General features: G+C 45.2%; 26 protein-coding genes. 10 read left to right on the forward strand and 16 right to left on the reverse strand.

Going from position 1 to position 23,648, the window contains the following annotated elements:
- Positions 1–17: 17 nt before the first annotated feature.
- A complete protein-coding gene (locus tag AC59JT_RS12725; protein ID WP_497399436.1) occupies positions 18–566 on the forward strand; it encodes a type 1 glutamine amidotransferase domain-containing protein in 549 nt (182 codons plus the stop codon).
- A 139-nt stretch (positions 567–705) separates the two neighbouring features.
- A complete protein-coding gene (gene crtD / locus AC59JT_RS12730) occupies positions 706–2,175 on the forward strand; it encodes a 1-hydroxycarotenoid 3,4-desaturase CrtD (RefSeq protein WP_497399438.1) in 1,470 nt (489 codons plus the stop codon).
- A 125-nt stretch (positions 2,176–2,300) separates the two neighbouring features.
- Here the strand turns inward: crtD and AC59JT_RS12735 are convergent, their stop codons facing one another.
- From AC59JT_RS12735 to AC59JT_RS12755, 5 genes are all read right to left on the reverse strand, one after another.
- Positions 2,301–3,059, reverse strand: coding sequence for a DUF4846 domain-containing protein (locus AC59JT_RS12735; protein ID WP_497399439.1), 759 nt, complete (start codon positions 3,057–3,059; stop codon positions 2,301–2,303).
- A 195-nt stretch (positions 3,060–3,254) separates the two neighbouring features.
- Positions 3,255–4,016 carry a M15 family metallopeptidase gene (locus tag AC59JT_RS12740; protein WP_497399441.1) on the reverse strand — a complete coding sequence of 254 codons (762 nt, stop codon included), beginning with the start codon at positions 4,014–4,016 and terminating at the stop codon, positions 3,255–3,257.
- Positions 4,017–4,073: 57 nt separating this feature from the next.
- On the reverse strand, positions 4,074–4,841 hold the full coding sequence (locus tag AC59JT_RS12745) for an exodeoxyribonuclease III (protein ID WP_497399443.1): 768 nt from the start codon (positions 4,839–4,841) through the stop codon (positions 4,074–4,076).
- A gap of 88 nt (positions 4,842–4,929) precedes the next feature.
- The gene (locus tag AC59JT_RS12750; protein ID WP_497399445.1) at positions 4,930–5,631 is read right to left on the reverse strand and encodes a peptidylprolyl isomerase; all 702 of its coding nucleotides are present in this window, start codon (positions 5,629–5,631) and stop codon (positions 4,930–4,932) included.
- Positions 5,632–5,655: 24 nt separating this feature from the next.
- Positions 5,656–6,000, reverse strand: coding sequence for a hypothetical protein (locus tag AC59JT_RS12755; RefSeq protein ID WP_497401661.1), 345 nt, complete (start codon positions 5,998–6,000; stop codon positions 5,656–5,658).
- 127 nt (positions 6,001–6,127) lie between these two features.
- On the opposite strand from AC59JT_RS12755, the gene AC59JT_RS12760 reads away from it, so the two are divergent.
- The 3 genes from AC59JT_RS12760 (at position 6,128) to AC59JT_RS12770 (ending at position 10,315) form a co-directional block, all read left to right on the forward strand.
- Positions 6,128–6,460 carry a hypothetical protein gene (locus tag AC59JT_RS12760; RefSeq protein WP_497399447.1) on the forward strand — a complete coding sequence of 111 codons (333 nt, stop codon included), beginning with the start codon at positions 6,128–6,130 and terminating at the stop codon, positions 6,458–6,460.
- Positions 6,461–6,603: 143 nt separating this feature from the next.
- A complete protein-coding gene (locus AC59JT_RS12765; protein ID WP_497399449.1) occupies positions 6,604–9,090 on the forward strand; it encodes a TonB-dependent receptor in 2,487 nt (828 codons plus the stop codon).
- Positions 9,091–9,190: 100 nt separating this feature from the next.
- Positions 9,191–10,315: an acetyltransferase domain-containing protein gene (locus AC59JT_RS12770; RefSeq protein WP_497399451.1), complete on the forward strand. Its 1,125-nt coding sequence runs from the start codon at positions 9,191–9,193 to the stop codon at positions 10,313–10,315.
- Between the two features lie 2 nt (positions 10,316–10,317).
- Here the strand turns inward: AC59JT_RS12770 and AC59JT_RS12775 are convergent, their stop codons facing one another.
- The 8 genes from AC59JT_RS12775 to AC59JT_RS12810 all read right to left on the reverse strand — a co-directional run bounded on the left by AC59JT_RS12775 (position 10,318) and on the right by AC59JT_RS12810 (position 16,194).
- Positions 10,318–10,935: an SGNH/GDSL hydrolase family protein gene (locus tag AC59JT_RS12775; RefSeq protein WP_497399453.1), complete on the reverse strand. Its 618-nt coding sequence runs from the start codon at positions 10,933–10,935 to the stop codon at positions 10,318–10,320.
- Between the two features lie 64 nt (positions 10,936–10,999).
- A complete protein-coding gene (locus tag AC59JT_RS12780; protein WP_497399455.1) occupies positions 11,000–11,686 on the reverse strand; it encodes a peptidoglycan DD-metalloendopeptidase family protein in 687 nt (228 codons plus the stop codon).
- A gap of 4 nt (positions 11,687–11,690) precedes the next feature.
- Positions 11,691–12,062 carry a 30S ribosome-binding factor RbfA gene (gene rbfA / locus AC59JT_RS12785; RefSeq protein WP_497399457.1) on the reverse strand — a complete coding sequence of 124 codons (372 nt, stop codon included), beginning with the start codon at positions 12,060–12,062 and terminating at the stop codon, positions 11,691–11,693.
- Between the two features lie 71 nt (positions 12,063–12,133).
- Positions 12,134–12,529 carry a hypothetical protein gene (locus AC59JT_RS12790; protein ID WP_497399459.1) on the reverse strand — a complete coding sequence of 132 codons (396 nt, stop codon included), beginning with the start codon at positions 12,527–12,529 and terminating at the stop codon, positions 12,134–12,136.
- A gap of 12 nt (positions 12,530–12,541) precedes the next feature.
- Positions 12,542–13,768 (reverse strand): ABC transporter permease, encoded by a 1,227-nt coding sequence (locus tag AC59JT_RS12795; protein WP_497399461.1) that lies wholly within the window; start codon positions 13,766–13,768, stop codon positions 12,542–12,544.
- A gap of 102 nt (positions 13,769–13,870) precedes the next feature.
- Positions 13,871–14,509: an MBL fold metallo-hydrolase gene (locus AC59JT_RS12800; RefSeq protein WP_497399463.1), complete on the reverse strand. Its 639-nt coding sequence runs from the start codon at positions 14,507–14,509 to the stop codon at positions 13,871–13,873.
- Positions 14,510–14,794: 285 nt separating this feature from the next.
- Positions 14,795–15,397 (reverse strand): gliding motility lipoprotein GldD, encoded by a 603-nt coding sequence (gene gldD / locus AC59JT_RS12805; protein WP_497399465.1) that lies wholly within the window; start codon positions 15,395–15,397, stop codon positions 14,795–14,797.
- On the reverse strand, positions 15,394–16,194 hold the full coding sequence (locus tag AC59JT_RS12810) for a shikimate dehydrogenase family protein (RefSeq protein ID WP_497399467.1): 801 nt from the start codon (positions 16,192–16,194) through the stop codon (positions 15,394–15,396). Before AC59JT_RS12810 ends, gldD begins: the two co-directional genes overlap by 4 nt.
- Before the next feature lie 178 nt (positions 16,195–16,372).
- On the opposite strand from AC59JT_RS12810, the gene ettA reads away from it, so the two are divergent.
- Positions 16,373–18,055, forward strand: a complete 1,683-nt coding sequence (gene ettA, locus AC59JT_RS12815; RefSeq protein ID WP_497399469.1) for an energy-dependent translational throttle protein EttA — start codon at positions 16,373–16,375, stop codon at positions 18,053–18,055.
- An 81-nt stretch (positions 18,056–18,136) separates the two neighbouring features.
- Here the strand turns inward: ettA and AC59JT_RS12820 are convergent, their stop codons facing one another.
- Genes AC59JT_RS12820 through rlmD form a run of 3 tightly spaced genes read right to left on the reverse strand, consistent with a single transcriptional unit; the run spans position 18,137 to position 20,489 of the window.
- A complete protein-coding gene (locus AC59JT_RS12820; RefSeq protein WP_497399471.1) occupies positions 18,137–18,646 on the reverse strand; it encodes a phosphoribosyltransferase family protein in 510 nt (169 codons plus the stop codon).
- Between the two features lie 28 nt (positions 18,647–18,674).
- Entirely contained in the window at positions 18,675–19,073 is a 399-nt protein-coding gene (locus AC59JT_RS12825) for a hypothetical protein (protein ID WP_497399473.1), read from the reverse strand.
- A 9-nt stretch (positions 19,074–19,082) separates the two neighbouring features.
- Entirely contained in the window at positions 19,083–20,489 is a 1,407-nt protein-coding gene (gene rlmD / locus AC59JT_RS12830) for a 23S rRNA (uracil(1939)-C(5))-methyltransferase RlmD (protein ID WP_497399475.1), read from the reverse strand.
- A 24-nt stretch (positions 20,490–20,513) separates the two neighbouring features.
- On the opposite strand from rlmD, the gene AC59JT_RS12835 reads away from it, so the two are divergent.
- The 4 genes from AC59JT_RS12835 to AC59JT_RS12850 all read left to right on the forward strand — a co-directional run bounded on the left by AC59JT_RS12835 (position 20,514) and on the right by AC59JT_RS12850 (position 23,574).
- A complete protein-coding gene (locus AC59JT_RS12835) occupies positions 20,514–20,744 on the forward strand; it encodes a hypothetical protein (protein WP_497399477.1) in 231 nt (76 codons plus the stop codon).
- A 9-nt stretch (positions 20,745–20,753) separates the two neighbouring features.
- Positions 20,754–21,167: a hypothetical protein gene (locus AC59JT_RS12840; RefSeq protein ID WP_497399478.1), complete on the forward strand. Its 414-nt coding sequence runs from the start codon at positions 20,754–20,756 to the stop codon at positions 21,165–21,167.
- A complete protein-coding gene (locus AC59JT_RS12845; RefSeq protein ID WP_497399480.1) occupies positions 21,059–22,153 on the forward strand; it encodes an FAD-binding protein in 1,095 nt (364 codons plus the stop codon). The genes AC59JT_RS12840 and AC59JT_RS12845 overlap by 109 nt, the downstream gene beginning before the upstream one ends.
- A 620-nt stretch (positions 22,154–22,773) precedes the next feature.
- Positions 22,774–23,574, forward strand: a complete 801-nt coding sequence (locus AC59JT_RS12850; RefSeq protein WP_497399482.1) for a hypothetical protein — start codon at positions 22,774–22,776, stop codon at positions 23,572–23,574.
- Positions 23,575–23,648: the final 74 nt, after the last annotated feature.

Below are 23,648 nucleotides of genomic sequence, written 5' to 3' on the forward strand. Positions count from 1 at the left end.
ATTAAAGCAAACTAACCATGGGAGTATTAAGCAAGAAAAAGGTAGCCCTGCTTACCGAAGACGGTTTTGAACAAATTGAACTAACCAGCCCCAAAGGCGCGTTGGAGGCCGTTGGTGCAACGGTCGACGTAATAGCCCCGCACAGCGGCAAAGTACGTGCCTGGGCCAAGGACAAATGGGGAATTGACGTTGACGTTGACAAAGAACTAAGCGAAGTTAGTCCTGACGATTATGACGCCTTGCTGCTACCCGGCGGCGTAATGAACCCTGACAAACTGCGCCAGAATAAAGAAGCCATTGCTTTTGTGTCTGCATTTTTAGATGAAGGCAAACCCGTGGCTGCTATTTGCCACGGCGCGCAAACTTTAATTGAAACAGGCCTGATTGGCGGCCGTAACCTCACCTCCTACCCATCCCTGCAAACCGACCTGAAAAATGCCGGCGCTCATTGGATAGACCAGGAAGTAGTGGTTGACAATGGCCTGGTAACCAGTCGCCGGCCGAGTGATTTGCCGGCTTTTAACAATAAAGTGATTGAGGAAATTGCAGAGGGGGTTCACGCGTAACAAAACTTGTCATTCTGAGCATAGCGAAGAACTACTTTCTTGAGCATAGCGAAAAATCTTCTACGGCATAGCTATCGCGCTTACAAGATTCTTCGCTATGTTCAGAATGACAAAAAGGTAATATACGTACCTTTACCCCATGCCCCAAAAAGCCATTATTATAGGTGCCGGTATAGCCGGTATAGCTACTGCCATCCGTTTAGCGGTTAAAGGTTATGTGGTTGAAGTTTTTGAGGCCAACGGCTACGCCGGCGGTAAACTAACCGAAATAGCGCAGAATGGTTTCCGTTTTGATGCCGGGCCCAGTCTGCTTACCATGCCGCAGTATGTTGATGAGCTTTTTAAGTTGGCCGGTAAAGATCCTTCCCAATATTTCAAGTATCAGCGCCTGCCCATAGTCTGCAATTATTTTTATGCTGATGGCAATACGGTTTCTGCTTACGCTGATGAAGAGCAATTCGTCAACGAACTAAAAACCAAACTAGGCGAATCCGCGGCAGCGATAAAAAAACAGGTAACTAATAGCAAGCGGATCTATAATCTTAGCAATCCCGTTTTCCTGGAGAGATCCATGCATCGCTTATCTACTTATTTAAGGTGCGATAGTTTGAAGTCGCTGCTTGGCCTTCCACGCATGGATACCGCCCGCACGATGCACCAGGCAAACCAAAGCTTTTTTAAAAATGCACGTACCGTGCAGTTTTTTGATAGATATGCTACGTACAACGGATCAAACCCGTACGAAGCCCCGGCAACGCTAAACGTCATTCCGCATCTGGAACAGCATTACGGCGCTTATTTTCCAGAAGGTGGAATGATCAGCATAACAAATAGTTTGGTGGCTTTGGCAAAGGATCTGGGTGTGCAGTTTCACTTTAATTCGCGGGTGGATGAGATCGCGATGGCTGATAAAAAAGCTACCGGAATAAAAGTTACCGGGCAACACATGCTGGCGGATGCGGTGATATCCAATATGGACGTATGGTTCACCTACAATCGTTTATTAAAAGCGCATCCCCAACTAAAACCCACCAAAATATTGCAGCAGGAACGCAGCAGTTCGGCATTGATATTTTATTGGGGGATAAAAAAGCATTTCCCGCAATTAGATCTGCATAACATATTTTTTAGCGCCGATTATAAAGCAGAGTCCGATCACATCTGGCAACAAAAAACCATTTACCATGATCCTACGGTTTATCTCAACATCAGCTCTAAATTAAAGCCTGACGACGCACCCAATGGTTGCGAAAACTGGTTTACGATGATCAATGTACCTGCCAACAGCGAGCAGGATTGGGATACGCTGATAGCGGAAGCCCGTCAAAATATCATCAAAAAATTATCTGCCTTGCTGGGTGAAGACATCAGCCAACTTATCGTAACAGAAAGCATTCTCGATCCGCGAAGCATTGAAAGCAAAACCTCATCTTATCAGGGATCTATTTATGGCACCAGTTCAAACAGCAAGTTCGCGGCATTTTTACGGCACGCCAATCGTTCGTCAAAAATTAAAAATCTGTATTTCTGTGGAGGCAGTGTGCATCCCGGCGGCGGAATTCCCCTGTGTTTGCTCTCGGCGAAAATAGTAAGCGAATGGATAGAATAAGAGTCAAGAATCAAGAGCCAGGAATCAAGACAACTGTGCGTAGGGTGTCATGCTGAGGCTCTCGAAGCATGCGGGCAAAGGCCTCTGCGCTCACCCTTCGACGGTGCTCAGGGTGACACCCTCGATTAAAACCGCCTCAAATATTTCGCGTTCACCAAATCGCCATAAAAAATATTGGCCGGCCTATCCATACTAAACCAAGCCGAACCACTTTGCAGCACCTGTATATTTTGCGCAGGCATAAAGCTTTGAGCCAATAAAAACTGCTTTTTATGATTGGCATCCTCCACCACGTTCATCACCATAAAACAGTGCCCCGGCGAACCGCCCTTTATAAATACGTCCCCGGTTTTAATATCATCGGGAACAGCTACCGGTTTTAGTTCTTTTTCTAACGATAAGGTACTGGCATAGCTAAATACCAAATTCATATAGCGCAAAAACGCCGGGTAGCCATAATCTTTTTTAGCCGTTAACACCCATTTGTTGTTTTGGTAACGGTAGCCATCGGCATAGTGCACATAATCGCATTTAAAGCCGCTTACAAAATTAAAGCTGATGTTTTTATAGTCTTTCTTTTGATAAAGATATTCGGCGCGAAGGCGCATTACGGCATCGGCACATTGTTGCAGGTCCTGCGTGCCTACGCTCATGTCAATTACGGCACCGGTATATTTATCGGTGTGGGCAACATCGCCCTTATAGGTTTTAGCAGGTGTGCCCGCTGGCTTTAGTGGCAGGTTTTGCAGCCAGGCGCTAAAACTTCCGGCTTCTACCGGTTTCTGCGTGTAGCCTGATGGGGTTTTAAAACGGGTTAGTACCGTATCGGTAGTGGGTATGGTAGCATAGCTAAAAAACAGTATCAAAGTAAATAGAATGCGCATAGGTCAAAGGTTTAGTAGTAAATATAGGACTTAAAAACGCTCCGTAGGAGCATCCTGTTTATAGCTTACAAGAGCAATTAATTGGCTCCGTAGGTGCCTCTTTGAACTAGCCGTTTATCAGGCGACTCCTACGGAGTCTAATATTTAAAATTTCTTTGTCTATAAACAGGTAGCCCCTACGGGGCTAAAATCTAGTTACAACAACTCAGGCCTGTACTCAAAGTGCATGGTATCATAATGGTACCATTTTCCGCCCCAAATAAAGCCATGCTTCTCAAACGTATCAACTATAACTTGTGGTATGCGGTTGGTGTAATTTATTGTAGCGTTTTCATTGGTGCATTTGCATGTCCACTGCCAGTAGTCGGAATATTTGGTGTTGATATCTACCGTCATGCCAAAACTGTGTGTGCTGAGCCTGTTGGTGCCGGCAATTTTGCGCCAGTTAAAGGTGCCGCCTATTTGGGTAAGATATTTTTTGAGTTCGGGATGTTCATCCAGTTCCCTGGATATTTGGATCAGTTGCTTATCAACCCCGTTGATTTTTGTGACGGTAACTTTCTGGCCCACTAGCTTTGGACACCAGGTTATGGTGGTTAAGTTTTTTTCTACAGCCGCTTTGCTCTCGCCATAGATCTGCTTAAAAAAAGCTTCATTTCTTATCCTGCCGGGATCGGCGTTTTTGTTTGGCGCGGCTGATTTTCCAGGGGGATACGTTTCCGTAAACATATCTTCCAGATCCGGTTTGTCTAGTTTTTGCTGATCGGTTTTATTGACGATGCCGTCATCCCATAATAGTTTAGTGCCGTTTTTTAGGATAAGGTGATTATCGGCGAAGCTAGTTACATAGCCGGGATAGCATTTGATCAGTTTTTGCGCGGCTGGCGGAATAGGCTGATTATTACCGGCGGTGCCCGATATTAATACGAATGAAAAAATTATCCAGCCTATTTTCATCTTATAACAAAACAAACAGAGACGCAAAATATTGCGTCTCTACGTACATCTCCGAAACTAAAACTCCAACTCCAACAGCACCGGGCAATGATCTGAGTGCCTTGCCTCGGGCAATATCGCCGCGCGTTTAATATTGTTCTCCAGTTCTTTACTCGCCATGGTATAATCAATACGCCAGCCCAGGTTTTTGGCGCGGGCATTGGCACGAAAGCTCCACCACGTATAATTGTGCGGCTCCTTGTTCATGTGGCGGAAGGTATCTATAAAACCCGACTCGATAAAGTTCTCCATCCACTCGCGCTCCTCGGGCAAAAAGCCGGATGAATTGGCGTTTGATTTTGGGTTGTGGATATCTATCGGGCGATGGCAGATATTGTAATCACCGCAGATAACAAGTTTAGGGTGCGTAACTTTTAACAGCGTAAGGTATTTACCAAACTCATCCAAAAACCTGAATTTAAAAACCTGCCGCTCGTCGCCGCTTGAACCTGATGGAAAGTAAACGCTCATAACCGATACCTCATCAAAATCCACGCGGATGTTTCGGCCCTCCCTGTCAAAATCGGGAATACCACAGCCATATTCAATATGATTTGGGGTGCGTTTGGTTAAAACAGCTGTACCGCTGTAGCCCTTCTTTTCGGCCGGGAACCAGTAGTGCTGGTAGCCTAAAGCTTCAACCAGGTGCAGGTCGGTTAGCACATCGGGGGTAGCTTTAATTTCCTGCATACAAACAACGTCTGCATCGGTGGCCTGCAGCCATGCTAAAAAGTTTTTATTAATGGCCGATCTGATGCCATTTACGTTATAGGTGATAATTTTCATTGGTTATTAATATCGAACACTGAATGTCGAATATTGAAGTGATACTTCGACATTCGATATTCAGTGTTCGGTGTTCGGTGTTCGTTATTTATTTACGCAGGCCCAGCAATTTATCCATCCTTCTGCACTCTCTTTTCTTTAGCAGCGATACCGTCATGACTACATTTTCAGTCGGCCTGTCTTTTGCATCTTTTTTAACAGCGGCTATGCGGTCAACCATATCAATGCCGGTTACTACTTCGCCGTAAACGGTATAATTTTGATCTAAATGGGGCACGCCTCCTACCGATTTATAATAGGCTCGTTGCGATGCCGGAATTTGTCTGCCGTTCAATCTTGCTTGTATCAACTTATCCAGGTCCTCATCTGTAAAGCGTTTACCTTCTACAATATAAAACTGACTGCCGCTTGAAGCTTTTGCGGGATTATTATCCCTCGCGGCAGCTAACACACCTCGTTTGTGGAACAAGCTGTCTCTAAATTCCGCGGGTATAGTGTATTTTACATCACCCTCTCCCAACGCGGCGCCGGGTTTATTTTTGGTGGTGTCTTTTGAGTCGGGGTCGCCGCCCTGTATCATAAAGTTTTGTATCACCCTATGAAACAGCGTGCCATTATAAAAGCCCTTTTTGGTTAGTTTGATAAAGTTATCGCGGTGTAGCGGGGTTTCGTTATACAAGCGAATGATGCAATCGCCGTAAGCGGTGTGTATACGCACATAGCTGTTCGGCTTTTTGGCGAATGCGCTAAACGCGATGAAAAGGAATAATAGGGTTAAGCGTAATTTCATACGGTAATTTAGCAAAATATTCATTTAGCTCAACGCTTCCTCAAAATACTCAATGATCAAGGTTTTTAACACCATTTCCTGCTCAAGCAGGGTATAGTTAGGGATGGTTTTTACCAGTTTCCAATGCGGCCAGCCATCCTGATCCTGACCCTCCAGTTCGTAAAAACCCATCAGGCTAAACAGCTTGCAGGTGGCAATATGCATCAGCTCTTCTTTTTGGCGCTTGCTAAACTTTTGTGCGCCTTTACCCAATTCCTGCACGCCAATTAAAAACAGCATCACCTTGGTATCGGGCGTATCGCTGTCAAAATCCTCGGCTATGCGCGCTTGTAATTCTTTCCACTTAATATTGATCTCTGCCGGTGTCATATCCCGCAAATATACGCGGATGATGTTGAGTTTACTATTGTTTAACACTATCGTTTTGCAACATTATTGCTTTTAACTGTTTTTATAATTACTTTTGACCTGTCGGGACAAAAACCGGCGCTTGGTTTTGAAAAAAAACAGATTGATTATTTTTTGCTCATGGCTGTTATTGTTCTGCTTTATAGCGGGGCAGTACACTATTTATGCTCACCAGCATAAATTAAATACCGGCAATGGACACGAAGTAAGCGCACTTGCCAAAGACCAAAGCAAACCTGTAGTACAAGAAAAATGCGGTATCTGCGATGCTATGCACCACACAGATGCCATTATTAATACCCCAATTTCTTATAACCCCAAAATTGTTACAAATCATTTTTATAAAGTTTATAATTATGATTTTGTAAGTATTGCCCTCATCCTCTCGGCAGGGCGTGCACCCCCGGCTGTTGTTGTCTAACAATTTTGCTTAAAGCTTTGTGCTGCGCGGATGTTTAATTACGCCATGCTACATAGTTTTTAAACTAATCATTAAACTCTCTTATTCTTTTTAGCTCAATTGATAACCCTATGGGTGCGATCGATCTAACAAAACAACAACAAATGAAAATTAAGATCATCTTAATTGGCCTGTTTTATTTTATAGCAGCCAATACTACCATACTAAAAGCGGCCACCATTGCCGAACCTGTTGCCGGCGCATTTACCGGTACCGTAACCGATAAAAAAGACGGCTCACCCATCATCGGCGCCGTGGTTAGCATCCCCGATCTAAAGTTAGGTACTACTACCGATGTGAACGGTCGTTTTACTATTAACCGCGTACCTAACGGCACTTATCTTGTACAGGTCAGCATTTTAGGCTATTCCACCTACAATCAAAAAATAGATTTCTCTAAAACACAAACTTTGTCTGTGCAATTGCAAACTTCGGCTATCGAGGCCGGCGAGATAGTGATCACAGGTGTAAGCCGCGCTACCGAGTTAAAACGTAACCCGGTGCCCATGGTGGCGGTAGGCAAAAACTACCTTGAACAACGCGCCGCAGCAGGCAACGTTATCGACCAGATAGCCAACCTGCCGGGCATCAGCGCAGTTACCACCGGGCCGAACGTATCAAAACCATTTATTCATGGTTTGGGCTACAATCGTGTAATTACTTTGATGGATGGTATCCGCCAGGAAGGACAACAATGGGGTGATGAGCATGGTATTGAGGTTGATCAAAACTCGATAGACCGTGTAGAGATCATCAAGGGCCCGGCAAGTTTATCCTACGGATCGGACGCTATTGGCGGTGTGGTAAACTTAATTTCGCCATCGCCGGTGCCTGATGGTGTGATTAACGGGGCTGTGCAAGGTGTATACGGCACCAACGCCGGTTTAGTAAACGGATCATTGCGTTTGCAGGGCAATAACAATGGCTTTGTTTGGGGAACGATCCTATCAGGCAAAGACGCCAAAAACTACCAGAACCCGCATGATGGCCGTGTGTACAACACCAGCTTTAAAGAGCGTGATGCCCGCTTAATGTTAGGCCTGAACAAAAATTGGGGCTACACTTATATAAACGCGTCGTTATATGATAACAAGCAGGCCATACCCGATGGTAGTCGTGATGATGTTACCCGTCGCTTTACTAAACAGGTTACCGAGGACGACCTGACACGCGATATTGTGCCCGACAATGAACTGAACTCATACAACGTACCCGCATTACATCAGCGCGTACAACTTTATCGCATTTACAGTAATAGCAACTTTAATATTGGTAATGATAACCTGTTAGTTAACCTGGGTTACCAATTAAGCCACCGCCGCGAATATACGCACCCCGAGGATGCACACATTCCGGGCTTAAACCTGCACCTGGCTACCTATACCTACGATGTTAAATACAACAAAAATTTTGGCGACGGCTACGAAACTACCTTCGGTGTAAACGGCCAGTTTCAAAACAACAGCATTGGCGGCGCTACCGATTTCCCGATACCGGCCTACCACCAGTTTGATGTAGGGCCTTTTGCTATCGTGAAAAAAACCTATGGCAAGTTTGATGTTTCGGCAGGTGCAAGGTTTGATAATCGTTCATTCAATGGCAAAACTGCTTATGTAGATAACAACGGTAAATACCCTGCAGAATATACCGGACCAAACCCAACCACTACCCCCGGCGTTGAAAAACAATTCGATCCGCTTAATAAAACCTTCTCAGGCTTTTCCGGAAGTTTTGGTGCTACCTACAACGCCAGCGAAGCGCTGTTATTCAAGGCTAATATTGCCCGTGGTTTCCGCGCGCCAAGTATTGCCGAATTATCTGCCAACGGCCCCGATCCGGGTTCGCAGATCTATCACGTAGGTAACCCTAACTTTAAACCCGAGTTTAGTACACAGATGGATTTTGGCGCTTTTATTACGCTGCCAAATGTATCGGCCAGTATAGAAGTGTTTAACAATAATATCGATAACTACATTTTTCAGCAGCAGGTTTTAGCGGCAGATGGCACGCCGGTACTTAACCAGGGCTATAACGAATTTACCTACGTACAAAGCAAGGCCCGTATTAGTGGTGGCGAAGCCAGTTTGGATATTCACCCTATATCGTGGCTGCACTTTCAAAACGCGCTGTCATTAACCTACGGCACCAACAAAGGCACCGGCGGCTCTGTTGCCGATAGCCTTAAATATCTGCCATTTATCCCGCCATTGCATTTACATAGTGAGTTGCGCGGACAATTCAGCAAAGGTTTCGCTAATTTCAGAAGCGTGTATGCTTTTGTTGGCTTAGATCATTACAGTGCGCAGGATCGTTTCTTCGCGGCCTACGGCACCGAAACCTATACGGCGGGCTATAACCTTATCAGTGCGGGCATTGGCGGCAATGTGGTTAATGCAAAAGGCAACACTGTATTGAAACTATTTATTGAAGGCACTAACCTGGCCAACATCAACTACCAATCAAACATGAGCCGTTTGAAATATTTTGATAACGACGAGGTACCGGCCAATGTACAACGTGGTATATTTAATATGGGCCGTAACATTAGCTTTAAGGTTATTGTGCCTTTTGAGTTTTCGAAAGCGAATTAATTTACATAATGATACCAGAAAAGCGATGGCCAACACCATCGCTTTTTTTATTTTGCCAAACAACTGATTATAGGTAAGTTGCATCACCAACCATTGCACAATGACTAATACCCTATCGGCCCCGCAAAAAAAACGAATTGACTCTATAGACATATTACGTGGTATTGTTATGGTAATTATGGCGCTTGACCATACGCGCGATTTTTACTTGTTTACCGACTACCAACCCACCGACCTTAGCCGGGCATCTACCGCGTTATTTTTAACCCGCTTTATTACTCATTACTGCGCTGCCACCTTCGTGTTTTTGGCAGGCACAGGTGCTTTCCTCTCGCTTAGCCGGGGGAAAACCAAAGGGCAGGCTTCGCGGTTTTTGCTGTCTCGCGGGTTGTGGCTTATTGTGCTGGAGCTTACCGTAATATCATGGGCATGGGGCGGAGGACATTTTTTACAGGTGATATGGGCAATTGGCGTAAGTATGATGATACTGGGACTGCTCATTTACCTGCCGCTGCCAGCCATTGCAGGTATTGGTTTGCTGCTTATTTTCGGGCATAATTTATTGGATGGGGTCGATTCGTCAAAATTTACAACTACCGGCCAATCATTCTGGACCCTGCTGCACGTGCCCGGGTTGGTGCCGCTTTGGGGTAAGGAACAAATTTTTGTGATGTATCCGCTTATCCCCTGGATTGGCGTAATGGCAACCGGTTATGCTTTTGGCTCGCTGTATTTGTTAGATTCCGCGAAGCGAAAAAACATTTTAATTGCATTGGGTCTGTCGGCGATAGCGGTGTTCATCGTCATCAGGTTTTTTAATATGTATGGCGATGCCGCAACGTGGGCAACACAACCGGCCCTGCACCGAACCATATTGTCATTCATCAACGTATCAAAATACCCACCATCGTTAGATTATTTGCTGATAACCCTTGGCCCGGCCATGATCATATTAGCTTTACTGGAAGGCCGCGGTAATAAACTGACGAATATTTTTGTGGTATTTGGCAGGGTACCGTTGTTTTACTACATCCTGCATATTTACCTGATACATTATAGTGCGGTGCTGATAGGCAATTTGTTTGGAGGCGGCCAAATGATATCTTTCAGTTTGCCGGTAATGTACCTGTGGTGGCTGCTAATGGTTACTATACTTTATTTCCCCGCCAGATGGTTTATGGGTTACAAACAAACGCACAAACAATGGTGGTTAAGCTATTTATAGTGTTATAACGGGCTTAGCAGCGCGTCCCAAATGGCAGCGCTTATGGCTTGCATGCCTTTGTCTGAAGGGTGCGCCTGTACGCCCGGATCAGTAAACATGCCGAAGGCGAAGTTTGTAAGATCAGCATTCATAAAAGCTAAGCTTCTGTAGCTGGAATACGACTGCATTACCTTTTCGGCCATCTCGCGCTGCGGCCATACCGAACCTACGGCTAATATTCTTACCGATGGATTGTCCGTTTTAAAGTAATCTATCAAAGCTTTATATTTCTGCCTGAACATTACCGAATCAGCCGTGCGGGTAACGTTCTCTCCTATACGGAGTATGATGAGGCCGGGTTTTGCGTCGCGGTAAGTTTTTAGATTTTGATCAAGGTTATAGTTATCAAATTCCCCTTCGAAAGCCGCAATGTTTTTAAATGTTAGCGTATGCGAACTGTTAACCGCCTTTAACCGGGCTTCCAGTAAATGCACAAAATCTTTATTAGCTGCGCTGGCTGCCATACCCCAGTTGCCATTCCAACCTATGCCGGGGTTAGCGGGCGAGTAAGTTATACTATTACCCAGCACCAATACATGCAAAGGAATATCGGGCACCTTTGCTTTTTTGCAGCTAAACATTACAATACTCAAAATCGCAAGTAACGAGATTTTGTAAACTGATTTAAACATATTAGGGTATATATTAAAATTTCAAAATCAAAGCAGGATCAGGCATATTGGCCAGGTACTTTTCTTTTTCCGAGAAACGTGCCACACCCGGATAATCTCCCAGCTTTCCTTCCATATCAAACATCAGCTGAAAGTGCAGATGCGGCGGCCAATGTCCGTTCTCGTCAGAACTACCAAACTCACCAATTTTTTGATCTTTAGCTAAACGTTGCCCGGCAAAAAGCCCTTCCAAACTGCTCACGCTTAAATGGCCGTACAAGCTATGTATTATCAAACCGTCCAGGTTGTGTTTTAAAATGATGGTGGGGCCGTAGTCGCCGTAATTATTGTTGTTATTAAAGCTATGCACAGTGGCGTCCATAGGCGCGTAAACCGACGTACCGGCACCGGCCCATATATCCACACCTAGATGTAAACGGCGTGGTTCTGCCTCGGTATCAAACAAAGCGCTGCGGGTGTAAATGGTACGATGTTCCATGTAGCCGCCAATGCCATAATCAGCACCTGCAAGTTTTAGCTTTTGGCTTATCCAATGGCTAAACGTTTCGGTATTATTGATGGTATCGGCGCTTAGCTCGGCATTAGCTGCCGTAAAATCAAAATGCAGAAGCCGGTGGACACCGGCCTCAAAATCAATTACTTTGCCAATAGCCTGCGGGTTTGCTTTAACGTAAGCTTCCAGTTGGGCTGTATTGTTCATAATTTTATTCGCTGCTTTGCTGGCTTTCGTCGCGGTGTATTTTTTCAAATATCTTATCCATACGGTCAACATACTCGCTGGTATCGTCCACAAAAAATTCCAGTTGCGGTATTACACGCACCTGGTCTTTAATACGGCTGCCCAGTTTATACCTGATCTCGGACGCGTGGGACTTTACGGTATGCAGCGCCTGTGCCGAATCTTTATTATTAAAAAAACTTAAAAATACCCGTGCAATGGCCAGGTCGGGCGTAACACGCACTTTGGTAATGGTAACCAAAGTGTTTGGTAAATAATTCATCCCTTCGCGCTGAAAGATAGCGGCAAGGTCCTCTTGTATTACTCCGGCAAATTTTTGTTGACGCTTTGATTCCATAATAATTTAATTAACGCCAAACAGGCAAATGAGTTTTTATTTTCGCAGGCAAACATAAGCAAAAAGGCTGCTTACTTGCATTTCCCTTCGGGGATATCTTTGGTGATGATGATTAATTTACGTACAACCAGGGTATTAGGATAAGCGTCGTCGGCATCCTCAAAATTTGATGGTTTGATCTCGCCATCCACCTCAATATACACCGGCTGATCATGATTTTCGGCCGTAACCAGTTCCCAATATTTAAGCTCCAGTTGTTTGGTGCTATCAGCCACCCAATAATCCTTACCGGTACTGCAATCTTTAAACGAGCGGATATCAGGCCCCAAGCTGTACAAACCTTTAAACTGTGCTTCGGTTGTGGCAGGCACGGCAGCATCCTGTTGCCCGGCTTTTTTAGTTTTGCTTTTGCAGGCTACAGTTAAAGCCACAAGCCCGATAACCAAATAGGTAATTGCCTTACGCATGTGATGTACGATTTACAGATCCTGTTTAATATCATCCAAACCTTTAACACTTAGCCTTGCACTTACACCCGATGCTATTAGCGATATAATGCCAACGGTTAAAAGCACCTCTATACAGTTGCGCAGTTGTATAGCTATAGGGTAGGCATCAACAACCGTTACCTGGTCGCCTATTTTGATAAAGCCGTAGTGTTGCTGCAATATACAAAATACCAAACCCAAAGCCAAGCCAATTAAGCAGCCTGTCATGGCTATCATCATGCCTTCAAAAAAGAAAATTCCCTGTATCAACTGCTTATCGGCACCCAGGCTGGTTAGTACCGCTATGTCCTTGCGTTTATCAATTACCAGCATGGTTAAGGTGCCTACAATATTAAATACAGCCACTATTACCACAAAGGTTAATATCATGAAGATGGACCAACGTTCGAAGTTGAGCGTTTTATACAACTCCACATCCTGTTCCTGCCGGTTTTTTACGTAAAACTCTTTTCCTAATTTTTCGACGATCCTTTCCTGAACGTCGTCAATATTAGTACCTTTTTTATACTTCAACTCAATAGAAGATACGTTGTTGGGCACCTCCAGCAAATCGCGGGCGAATGACAACGGCACCACTACAAAATCATCAAAATCCCGCTGTATGCTAAACACACCTGATGGATATATAATTTGAGTGGTAAACTCATCCATCGGGTTTACAGATATGCCCGTTGTGTGCTTGGGTGAGTTTATCTGCATGGGGGTAACTTCATCATGCACATTAATGCCCAGTGTATTTTGTATAACCGCGCCAACCACGGCAAATTGCCTGCTACCGGCCGTAAGTGTAAAAGTACCTTCCTGTATGGTACTATCCAGGTTTTTGTTCTTCAAAAAGTCGTTGCTAACCCCTTTCACTGTGGCTATCATAGGTTTGCCGCCATATTGTATCAGGGCCTTTTCTTCCAGCACTTCGGTAAACGAAAACAGGGCCGAATCCTTACGCAATTCCTTAAAATAAGGTGCCTGCGGATCGAAGGTTTTACCCATCCGGGCCTCTATTTTAATTTCGGGTGTGAAGTTGCTGTATAGGGAAAGAATCAGATTCTCTAACCCGTTAAAAGCCGACAAAATGATGATCAGCGCCGCGCTGCCTATCATCACCCCTATCATAGATATGCCCGATATGATATTGATGGCATGCGTTTTCTTTTTTGAGAAAAGATACCTTTTGGCTATGTAGATGGAGGTGTTCAATGGTAGCTTGGTTATTGGTTTTACGTTATACGTATTACGTTATACGTTTTTTTGGAACTGTTTAAAGATACGTAAAACATATAACGTCAAACGTACACATTACTACGTTAAAAAAGGGTTATTCACCTTTTCATAGCCAATGGTAGTTTCAGGACCGTGGCCGGGATAAACGGTTACGTTATCGGGTAGGGTAAACAACTTTTCCTCTATATTTTTTAACAGCAAAGCATGATTCCCGCCGGGCAGATCAGTACGACCGATACTGCGCCTGAACAGTACATCGCCCCCTATAACAAAACCCGCCTGCTCATCATAATAACACAAATGTGCCGGCGAATGGCCGGGAGCGTAAATTAAGCTTAGCTTGGTGTTACCAAATTTCACTTCACCCGTTTCGTCCAAAAACTCCTCGGGCAATATGGATGGTTCATAGCGCAGGCCAAATTGGGGCGCGTAGGCAATTACGGCTTCCAGCACATCCATTTCGCCTTTATGGAATTGAGGCTTTAAACCATACTGATCAAACACAAATTTATTACCCAGCACATGGTCAATATGGCAATGCGTGTTTAACAACAACACGGGCTTCAGGTTACTTTCCTTAATAAAATTTACCACCACATTCTGCTCGGTAGCGGTATACATGCCGGGGTCGATGATGGCGCATTCGCCTGTCTCATCGTATAGGACATAGGTGTTTTCTTCGAAAGGGTTATTAGGAAATATTTTTACAGATGCCATGTTATGATATTATACTGCCAATTATTGCCCATGCCATTAATAACAGAATAACGGCGAGGTGTATATAAAACGTTAAACGGTAGGGTTTGTGTCTGACAAAAGTGATAAACGCACTACGAAAAAAAAGAAAAAGCGTGATCAGCATAAACAGAAAAGGCGCCAGTATATCAAAGTTAGGCGTACACGGACCGCTTCTAAACTCGTCTGAAGAGTTTACAACAATTAATATTATCGCCCAGATGCAATAGTAGATAATGGTATTGCGTATGGTAAATAATGGTTGCCTTACTTCTTCCATCTAAAACTTTTTATCATTACATCAATATCCTGCTTTAAAAAATTAAGTACAGGCTGTATCGAGTCAAGGCGTGGTTCGTTGTTAAAGTAAAGCGCTCCGCGCAGGTAGTGCTTCACGCTATCGGTAACAAAAAACTGTACAGACGATGCCGTGTTGCCATCAATAGTATAATAAATACCGTAAATTTTTTCCTTAGGGTTGCTGATAGAGTTTTGTACTATGCCCGTTGCCTTCACTGTATTTTTAAAAGCGAAACGATGCGCATCTTCAATCAATTCATTAAACACCGCTTTTGAGGTTATGGTTTCATAGCTCAGGTGCAATGTGCTGTTAAACTGGTAAAACTGCATGTTTAACAAATGGTTCATGTTATGCAGCTTAGGCGCAACCCGTGTCTGCGTATCAACCACTATAGTGGCATACTTAGGGTAGGTAAACGTGAACGGATAATTTGACGTGTATTGCGTGTATTCCTTCTTCGGAAACTCGATCCGGAAATACCCACGTGGCTTAGGTGAATAATCGGCTTCGCTGCCTCCGCAGGCTGCTAAAAATAATATAGCCGCAAATAAAGCAAATGCTATTTTCATGGATGGTTTTGGGTTGATGTCCATATCTCCCATGATTTTTCGGCTTGCAGCACCAGCATTTCATAACCGTTTTTGGTGGCGGCGCCCTGGTCGGCACCTTTTTTCAGGAACAAGGTTTGCTCTGGGTTGTAAACCAGGTCGTACAGTAAATGATCATCGGTAATAGCCTCGTAAGGTATATCCGGACACTCGTCGATTTTTGGCGCGGTGCCCAGCGGGGTGGTATTAATAATAACCTGGTGATCACGGATATGATGCGGCTTTAATTCGCTAAACAACAAATTACCGGGATGCGCTTTGCGGGTAACCACAGTATAAGGTATATCCAGGTTTTCCAATGTACACTTCACAGCCTGCGCCGCGCCGCCGTCGCCCAGTACCAAAGCTTTATGATGATGTTCTTTGATCAATGGCCTTAACGACATTTCAAAACCATACAGATCGGTATTATACCCTTCCAGCCTGAAATCATGATCCTGCACCCCAACCTCGCCCGAAAACGCGGCCAGCACAGGGCTTTCCTTTATAATACGGATACAGTTTACGGCACCTGCCTTGCGTGCATCATGCTCAATCCAATCCAGGTATTTCAACACATTTTTTTTATGCGGAACGGTAACATTCAATCCGCATAGTTTGGGGTTGGCATCAAGCAGGTCCTGCAGGTCTTTAATATGTTCCAACGGATACAGGTCGTACACACTGTCGGTAATAGCTTCCTGCGCAAACTTGTTGCTAAAAAACTTTTTCGAAAATGAGTGCGAAAGCGGGTAGCCTATCAAACCATAATGTTTCATGCTGTAATATTACCAACAAACAACGAGGAATTTAAATTTTTTGTATGCGATAGCAATTTACAGAGACACAAAATATTGTGTCTCTACACCTACAAACCATTATATTTACAGCCTGATATTTACCTATCAAAAAACATTCAATAATTCATCAGATCAGTAATTCAATAATTATAAACACGTGGCAGACGAGAAGATCATATTTTCAATGGCCGGGGTTAGCAAAGTTTATCCCCCGCAAAAAACGGTATTAAAAAATATTTACCTCAGCTTTTTTTATGGCGCTAAAATTGGCGTTATAGGTTTAAATGGTTCGGGTAAATCATCCCTGTTAAAAATTATAGCCGGTATTGATAAAACCAATATTGGCGAGGTGGTATTTTCGCCGGGTTACAGTGTGGGTTACTTGAGCCAGGAGCCCGAACTTGATCCTGAAAAAACCGTACGCGAAATAGTAGAAGAAGGCGTAGCCGAAACCACCGCCCTGCTAAAAGAATACGAAGAGATAAACGAAAAATTTGGCCTGGAAGAGTACTACAGCGATGCTGATAAAATGGACAAGCTGATGGCCCGCCAAGGCGAATTGCAGGACCAGATAGATGCCGTAAACGCCTGGGAACTGGATACCAAACTAGAGCGCGCCATGGATGCCTTGCGTTGCCCGGAGCCTGATACCAAAATTTCGGTACTATCGGGTGGCGAGCGCCGCCGTGTGGCTTTATGTCGTTTGTTACTGAAAGAACCGGATGTATTACTATTGGATGAGCCTACCAACCACTTAGACGCTGAATCCATAGATTGGTTGGAGCAACACTTAAAACAATACAAAGGCACCGTTATAGCCGTAACGCACGACCGTTACTTCCTTGATAACGTAGCCGGCTGGATACTGGAACTTGACCGTGGCGAAGGCATCCCATGGAAAGGAAACTACTCGTCATGGTTGGATCAAAAAGCCAAACGCCTGGCCCAGGAAGAAAAAAGCGAAACCAAACGCCAGAAAACCCTGGAGCGCGAGCTGGAATGGGTACGCATGGGCCCTAAAGGCCGTCACGCCAAATCAAAAGCACGTTTGGGCAACTACGAGAAATTAGCTTCCGAAGAAACTAAGGAACGCGAAGAAAAGCTGGAGCTATTCATTCCGCCGGGTCCGCGTTTGGGTAACGTGGTCATTGAGGCGAATGGCGTGAGCAAAAGCTACGGCGATAAGTTATTGTTTGACAACCTGAGTTTCAGCTTACCTCCTGCAGGTATAGTGGGTATCATCGGGCCGAACGGCGCCGGCAAAACCACATTGTTCCGTTTGATCACCGGCCAGGAAACTCCTGATGCTGGTACCTTCCGTGTTGGCGAAACCGTTGCCCTGGGCTATGTTGACCAAATGCATGATGACCTTGACCCCAACAAATCTGTTTGGGAAAACGTTACCGGCGGTTTAGAAACCATTATGGTGGGCAACCGCCCGTTAAACTCGCGTGCCTATGTATCACGCTTTAACTTTAACGGTGCAGATCAGCAGAAGAAAGTTGGCGTACTGTCAGGCGGCGAGCGTAACCGTGTACACTTATCAATCACCCTGAAAAAAGGCAGCAACGTACTCCTGCTGGATGAGCCCACCAACGATATTGACGTAAACACCCTGCGCGCGCTTGAAGAAGCTCTGGAAAACTTCGGCGGCTGCGCGGTAATCATCAGTCACGATCGCTGGTTCCTCGATCGTATCTGTACGCATATTTTGGCTTTTGAGGGTAATTCGCAGGTTTACTTCTTCGAAGGTAACTATACTGATTACGAAGAGAACCGCAAAAAACGTTTAGGCGATGTGGGACCGAAAAGGATCAAGTATAAAAAGTTGACAGCTTAAAATAGGAAAGGCTAACCGAATGGTTAGCCTTTCTTGTTTTTATTTATCTCCCTCTCCCTTTGGGGAGGCCGGGAGGGGTAACTATCTCAAATAAACCGCATCCTCATTACCCGTCTCGCTCAGCACTACATCAATATGCTGTTTAATAATGGTTGATAGCGCTATGCCCGAATAATCGGTATTGATTGGAAAGTTTTTATGGTTACGATCAACCAAAACTACGGTACGCAGTTTTTTCAGCGGCGCGTTCAAAAACACACCAAAGCCATAAGCCAGTGATTTGCCGCTGTTCAACACATCATCTACCAGGATAACCACTTTGTCATTACAAATATTGATGTCAAAATCTGTCTTAGCATCAAGCGTGCTGCTAAATCGGTCCAGATCAATAGTCACCAGCGTGCTTTTGAAAGGCGCTATCCCATCTAGTACTTTTTTCAATCGCTCGGCCAGGAAGCCGCCGCGGGGCAGCATACCGGCAATAACAATTTCCTGCTCGTCAAAATTGTCTTCCAATATCTGGTAAGCAATACGGTCTATCTTCTGCTGAATTTGCTGCTGGTTGAGTATGAGTAATGGCTGATCTGGCATAGCTGTTTTTATTACGGTAAATATACTATCACTTGGTATACGGCACAAATACAAAGTTGGCACCTTCGGGCACTATTACAAACAGGCACATATAATCGCGCGGATCTTTGTACGAGGTGATGAAACGCTCCTTTAACTCCGGTTTAATAATGCCGCGATCTATAAATTCTTCCAGCATCGAAGCGTGGATGCTCCATTCGGTGTTCAGTTCCTCTCGGTCCAATATTACCTCGCCCAGTTTCACATCATGCTGATGCGCCACGAAGATGGGATACTTTGACAAGCCTTCCACCATGATCTCCACCGCCACTTCCAATATCGACTCGCTAAATAATTTCAAATCACGCTCCAAACTTATCAGCGGACTATCAGCCACTGGCTTTGCCGGTTCGTTACCGTTCGGGTTAAGCAATTCTTCGGGTTCCATATCTACCTCCTACTTCCTAAATTTCAACAACACCACATTTTCCACATGCTGCGTATGCGGAAACATATCCACCGGCTGAATGGTCACGGTGTCATATTTTTCTTTTAATACCAGCAAGTCTCGTGCCTGCGTGGCTACGTTACAGCTTACGTACACTATTTTATCGGCCTCAATTTCCATCAGGCGGGCAACCACGTCGGGGTGCATGCCGGCGCGCGGTGGGTCGGTTATGATCACGTCGGGTTTGCCGTGTTCGGCCACAAATTCTGCCGAAAGCACATCTTTCATATCGCCCGCATAGAATTTGGTGTTGGTAATTTCGTTTACGGCGCTGTTAATTTTGGCGTCCTCGATGGCGCTGGGCACATACTCAACCCCTACCACCTCGCGTACATGGCGGGCCACAAAATTGGCTATGGTCCCGGCACCGGTGTACAGGTCATACACCAGCTCATCGCCGGTAAAACCTGCGAAATCTCGGGTTATTTCATACAAGCGAAGCGCCTGTACGCTATTGGTTTGATAGAATGATTTCGGACCGATACGGAACTTTATCCCCAGCATCTCCTCATAAATGTAATCCGGGCCTTTCCAGGCTTTTACGTCCTGATCGAAAATGGTGTCATTCTTTTTCTCGTTCAGGATGTACAGCAAGGATGTGATCTGCGGAAATTCAGCTTCCACCATCGTCATCAGCTTATCTACCTCTTCGGGTGTTGGGTAGGCAAATACCACGATCACCATCAGCTCACCGGTTGAGCTGGTGCGGATGATGAGGTTACGCAACGCGCCGGTATGGTTACGCAGATTGTAATAGCTATAGCCGTTCTGTTTGGCAAACTCATCTATGCGGTTACGAATGGCGTTACTTGGGTCGGCTTGCAGGTAACAGTGCTGCACGTCCAATATCTTGTCAAAGCGGCCGGGGATGTGAAAGCCCAGCGCGTTCATGTTCAGGCTCTCGTCGTCGCGGCTCTCGCCATCATACAGCCAGCGTTTGTTGCTGAAGGTAAACTCAAGCTTGTTACGGTAATAACGGTCGGCGGGCGAGGGTACAATGGGCAGCATACCACCCACATCAATTTTGGCCAGGCGGGTAAGCGCGTCGGACACTGTTTTTTGCTTGAATTGCAGTTGAGCATCATACGTCATGTGCTGCCATTTACAGCCGCCGCAGGTACCAAAGTGCTCGCAGAAAGGCTGCACCCTATGCTCGCTCGGTTTGTTAATATTTAATATTTTGGCTTCGCCGAAATTCTTCTTGCTGCGGTAAACCTGCACATCCACCACATCGCCGGGTACGGCTTTTTCAACAAATAACACAAACTCATCCGCCTTGCCAATACCCTTGCCTTCCTCGGCAATATCAATAATGTTCAGGTTTTCGAACACCTGATTTTTTGCTCCTTTGCTCATTGGCGCAAAGGTAATGATTTTTTGATGTGCAGATATGCGGATGTGCAGATGGGGCGCATGTGTAGCGCCGTATGCGTAGCACGCTACACCGCTACACCCGGTGTAGCGCGCTACAGCTTTATTTACCAGGTACTTGTATTTGTTGGTGGCGCTGTTTTGTCAGTAAACCGGTTGATTACCCTTTCGCCTAATTTACCCCGCAGCGTAACTTTTGCGGGCTATCTTTCATCTAACCATAAAAACACCCGAACTTAACACCTGCCCATGAGGTATATCCGCCAACTGTTTGTGCTTTTCGTATTCATGCTGCTTGGCTATGCCGCTATTGCACAGAACCCGCAGGTGGTTAATGATGTAAGCGGCCTCAACCCCATAGTTGTTAACGGCGTGTTAACACCCCGCACCACTGTCGATATTGTTGCCGCCGTAAAAGCCAGCACCGGCCCCATTTCCATCGGTGGCGCGCGCTACAGCATGGGCGGGCAAACGGCTACCAACGGCGCTTTACAAATTGATATGCGCGGTTCGACAGCGTGCTGTACTTCAACCCCGCCGCGCGCGAAATTACAGTGCAGGCAGGCATTACCTGGCGCAAGTTGTTGCGGGTTATTGATACCGCCGGGCTGTCGGTGCGGGTTATGCAGTCGTATAATAATTTTACGGTTGGCGGCTCGTTGAGTGTTAATGTGCACGGGCGCTATATTGGCGAAGGGCCCATTGTGGGCACCGTTAAAAGTATTAAAGTGGTGCTGGCCAATGGCAATGTTGTTACCGCCGACCCCCAACACAACGCCCCGCTATTTTATGGCGCCATCGGCGGCTACGGCGGGCTGGGTGTAATTACCGAAGCTACCCTGCTGCTTACCGATAACACCCCGCTCCAGCGGCACGATACGGTGCTGAATGCCCACCAGTACCAAACCTGGTTTTTAAACCACATTAAAGGCAACCCGGCTGTAGTGCTGCACAATGCCGACCTATACCCTAGGGCCTACAACAAACTGCGCGCCGTAACCTATACGCGCAGCAACAAGGCACTGACCGATACGCAACGCCTCGACCCGCTAAAACCCCGCTACGGCTTTAACCGTTTTATATACAGCATTGTGGCCAACCACCCGCTGGGTAAATGGACGCGCCAACACCTTATCGACCCCATAATCTACCGCAACCAACCCATACACCCGCGCAATTACGAAGCCGCCGCTAATGCCGAAGAGTTGGAGCCTCGCAGTCGCCGGCATAGCACCTATGTATTGCAGGAATATTTTGTGCCCGTGGCCAATTTCAACCAGTTCCGCACCGGCATGGCCGAAGTATTGAAAACTAACAAGGTAAACGTCATGAACATTTCCGTACGCCATACCACGGCCGACGAGGGCACCCTGCTGGCCTGGGCCCGCACCGATGTTTTCTCCTTCGTCATCTACTACAAACAAGGCACCACCGAAGCCCAAAAACAACACGTAGCCACCTTTACGCGCCAACTCATTAACCTGGCCATAGCCAACAACGGCAGCTATTACCTGCCCTACCAAATACACGCTACTCCCGCGCAGTTTTTAAAGGCCTACCCCAAAGCACCCCAATTTTTCGCCCTCAAAAAACAGGTTGATCCGGGCAATAAGTTCCGTAATAAATTGTGGGATGCGTATTATGAGTGAGGGTATTTTTGGCTTTGGGCGTTTCCCCGCTGATAGAAGCGGGGTCAGGCTTTCCAGGGCTCCGCTATCGCTGCGACCACTCCTTCGTCGTGGCTAAACCCTTCCAATCCTTAACGCAAGGGGTTAGTCCTTGATGCTGCCGCAAGCGTCCTCGCTTGTGGCTTTTGCTTAGTTGCCTAAACGCTTTACTACTTAGCCCTTGCCCACAAGCGAGGACGCTTGCGGGAGCGGTGGGAGGAACAAATTGATTACGATTGCACGACTTATCTTACTTCCTATGTAACCTCAAAATACAACTTTAATACTCTTTAAGAATTATCCAGTATTTTTTTGTTAACTATTTGTTATTCTAAAGATTATGAGTAACTTCATGTAAATACCTTTCCTAAAAATCGCAATTAAAGTCTCTAACATTTTTGTTCAAAAGAAGACACTATGAACTATTCTACATTAAAAAAAATTACTGCTAACACCAAGGCATTTGGTGCGCAGTCAATCGAATTCGGATTTAGCTATCAGATATTCGAAAGTAACTATCTCCAAACTATTGATCAAACCAATGGTGGAGGGCATCAGAGAGTAATACCGCACTCGATGGCTCCACCGCAAAATAACAGATTATGGGAACAAAATTTACAATTTCGAATGTAGCAGACTTATTAAACATCGCTAAAGATGTATTTGCTGCTTACAAGGCATTAACTGTTGCCCTGGGTGGCAGCATATCCGCCTACATCGCCACAGTATCATCAGCATCGCCATTAATTGTGTGGTCGTTTGTTGGTGTTAGTGTTGTTGGCGCTGGGGTTGGTATTTATCCAATAATACCAATGGTTATTAGAAATTTACGTCGATTGAAAAAACGTAATTCTAAAGACGAAGCAAGCTCCTTTGCTACTAGTTACAGTCACGTTACCATTGATATATTCGCAAATGGTAAGAAAGCAAAATTTTCTCAAACTCGATACATAACATGCCTTGTTAATGGTATGCGCTTTTACACATATCAATTTCTGCCTGCTGGAAAATATTCTCAGATAAAGCATAATATGGGTACAGTTACCGTTGCTGACATATCTGATACAACAGAGGTAAAAGTTGAGTTTAAAAAACCTCTTAAAGCCGGCGCTAGAAAGCTACTCGAGCTATCAGCGATTATGGAAAACGTGTTTCCATTGTCTGAAGAAACATTTTGTTTTAGCAAATACTACAATGGCACTGAAGCTTACAGGCTGCAAATCTTTTTCCCATTAAAAAGATTTCCATCTAACTATAGAGCTGAAATAATAGAGGGCGACAATAGAATCGCACTTAACGAGGAACTGACCGAGCAAATTGAGCGTGGAAAAAAGCCAAGCCTAGTTTTAGATGTTCCGGTCTTAAATGATGGCCAAGACCTGTACCTGTATTTTAAATGGTGAGTTATAAATTTTAAAGAGGTGACTATTTGATTAAATAAGCTATTGTTTTATCACTGGTCGAAGTTTAATAAAGC

This window comes from Mucilaginibacter sp. A3364, from assembly GCF_059690715.1.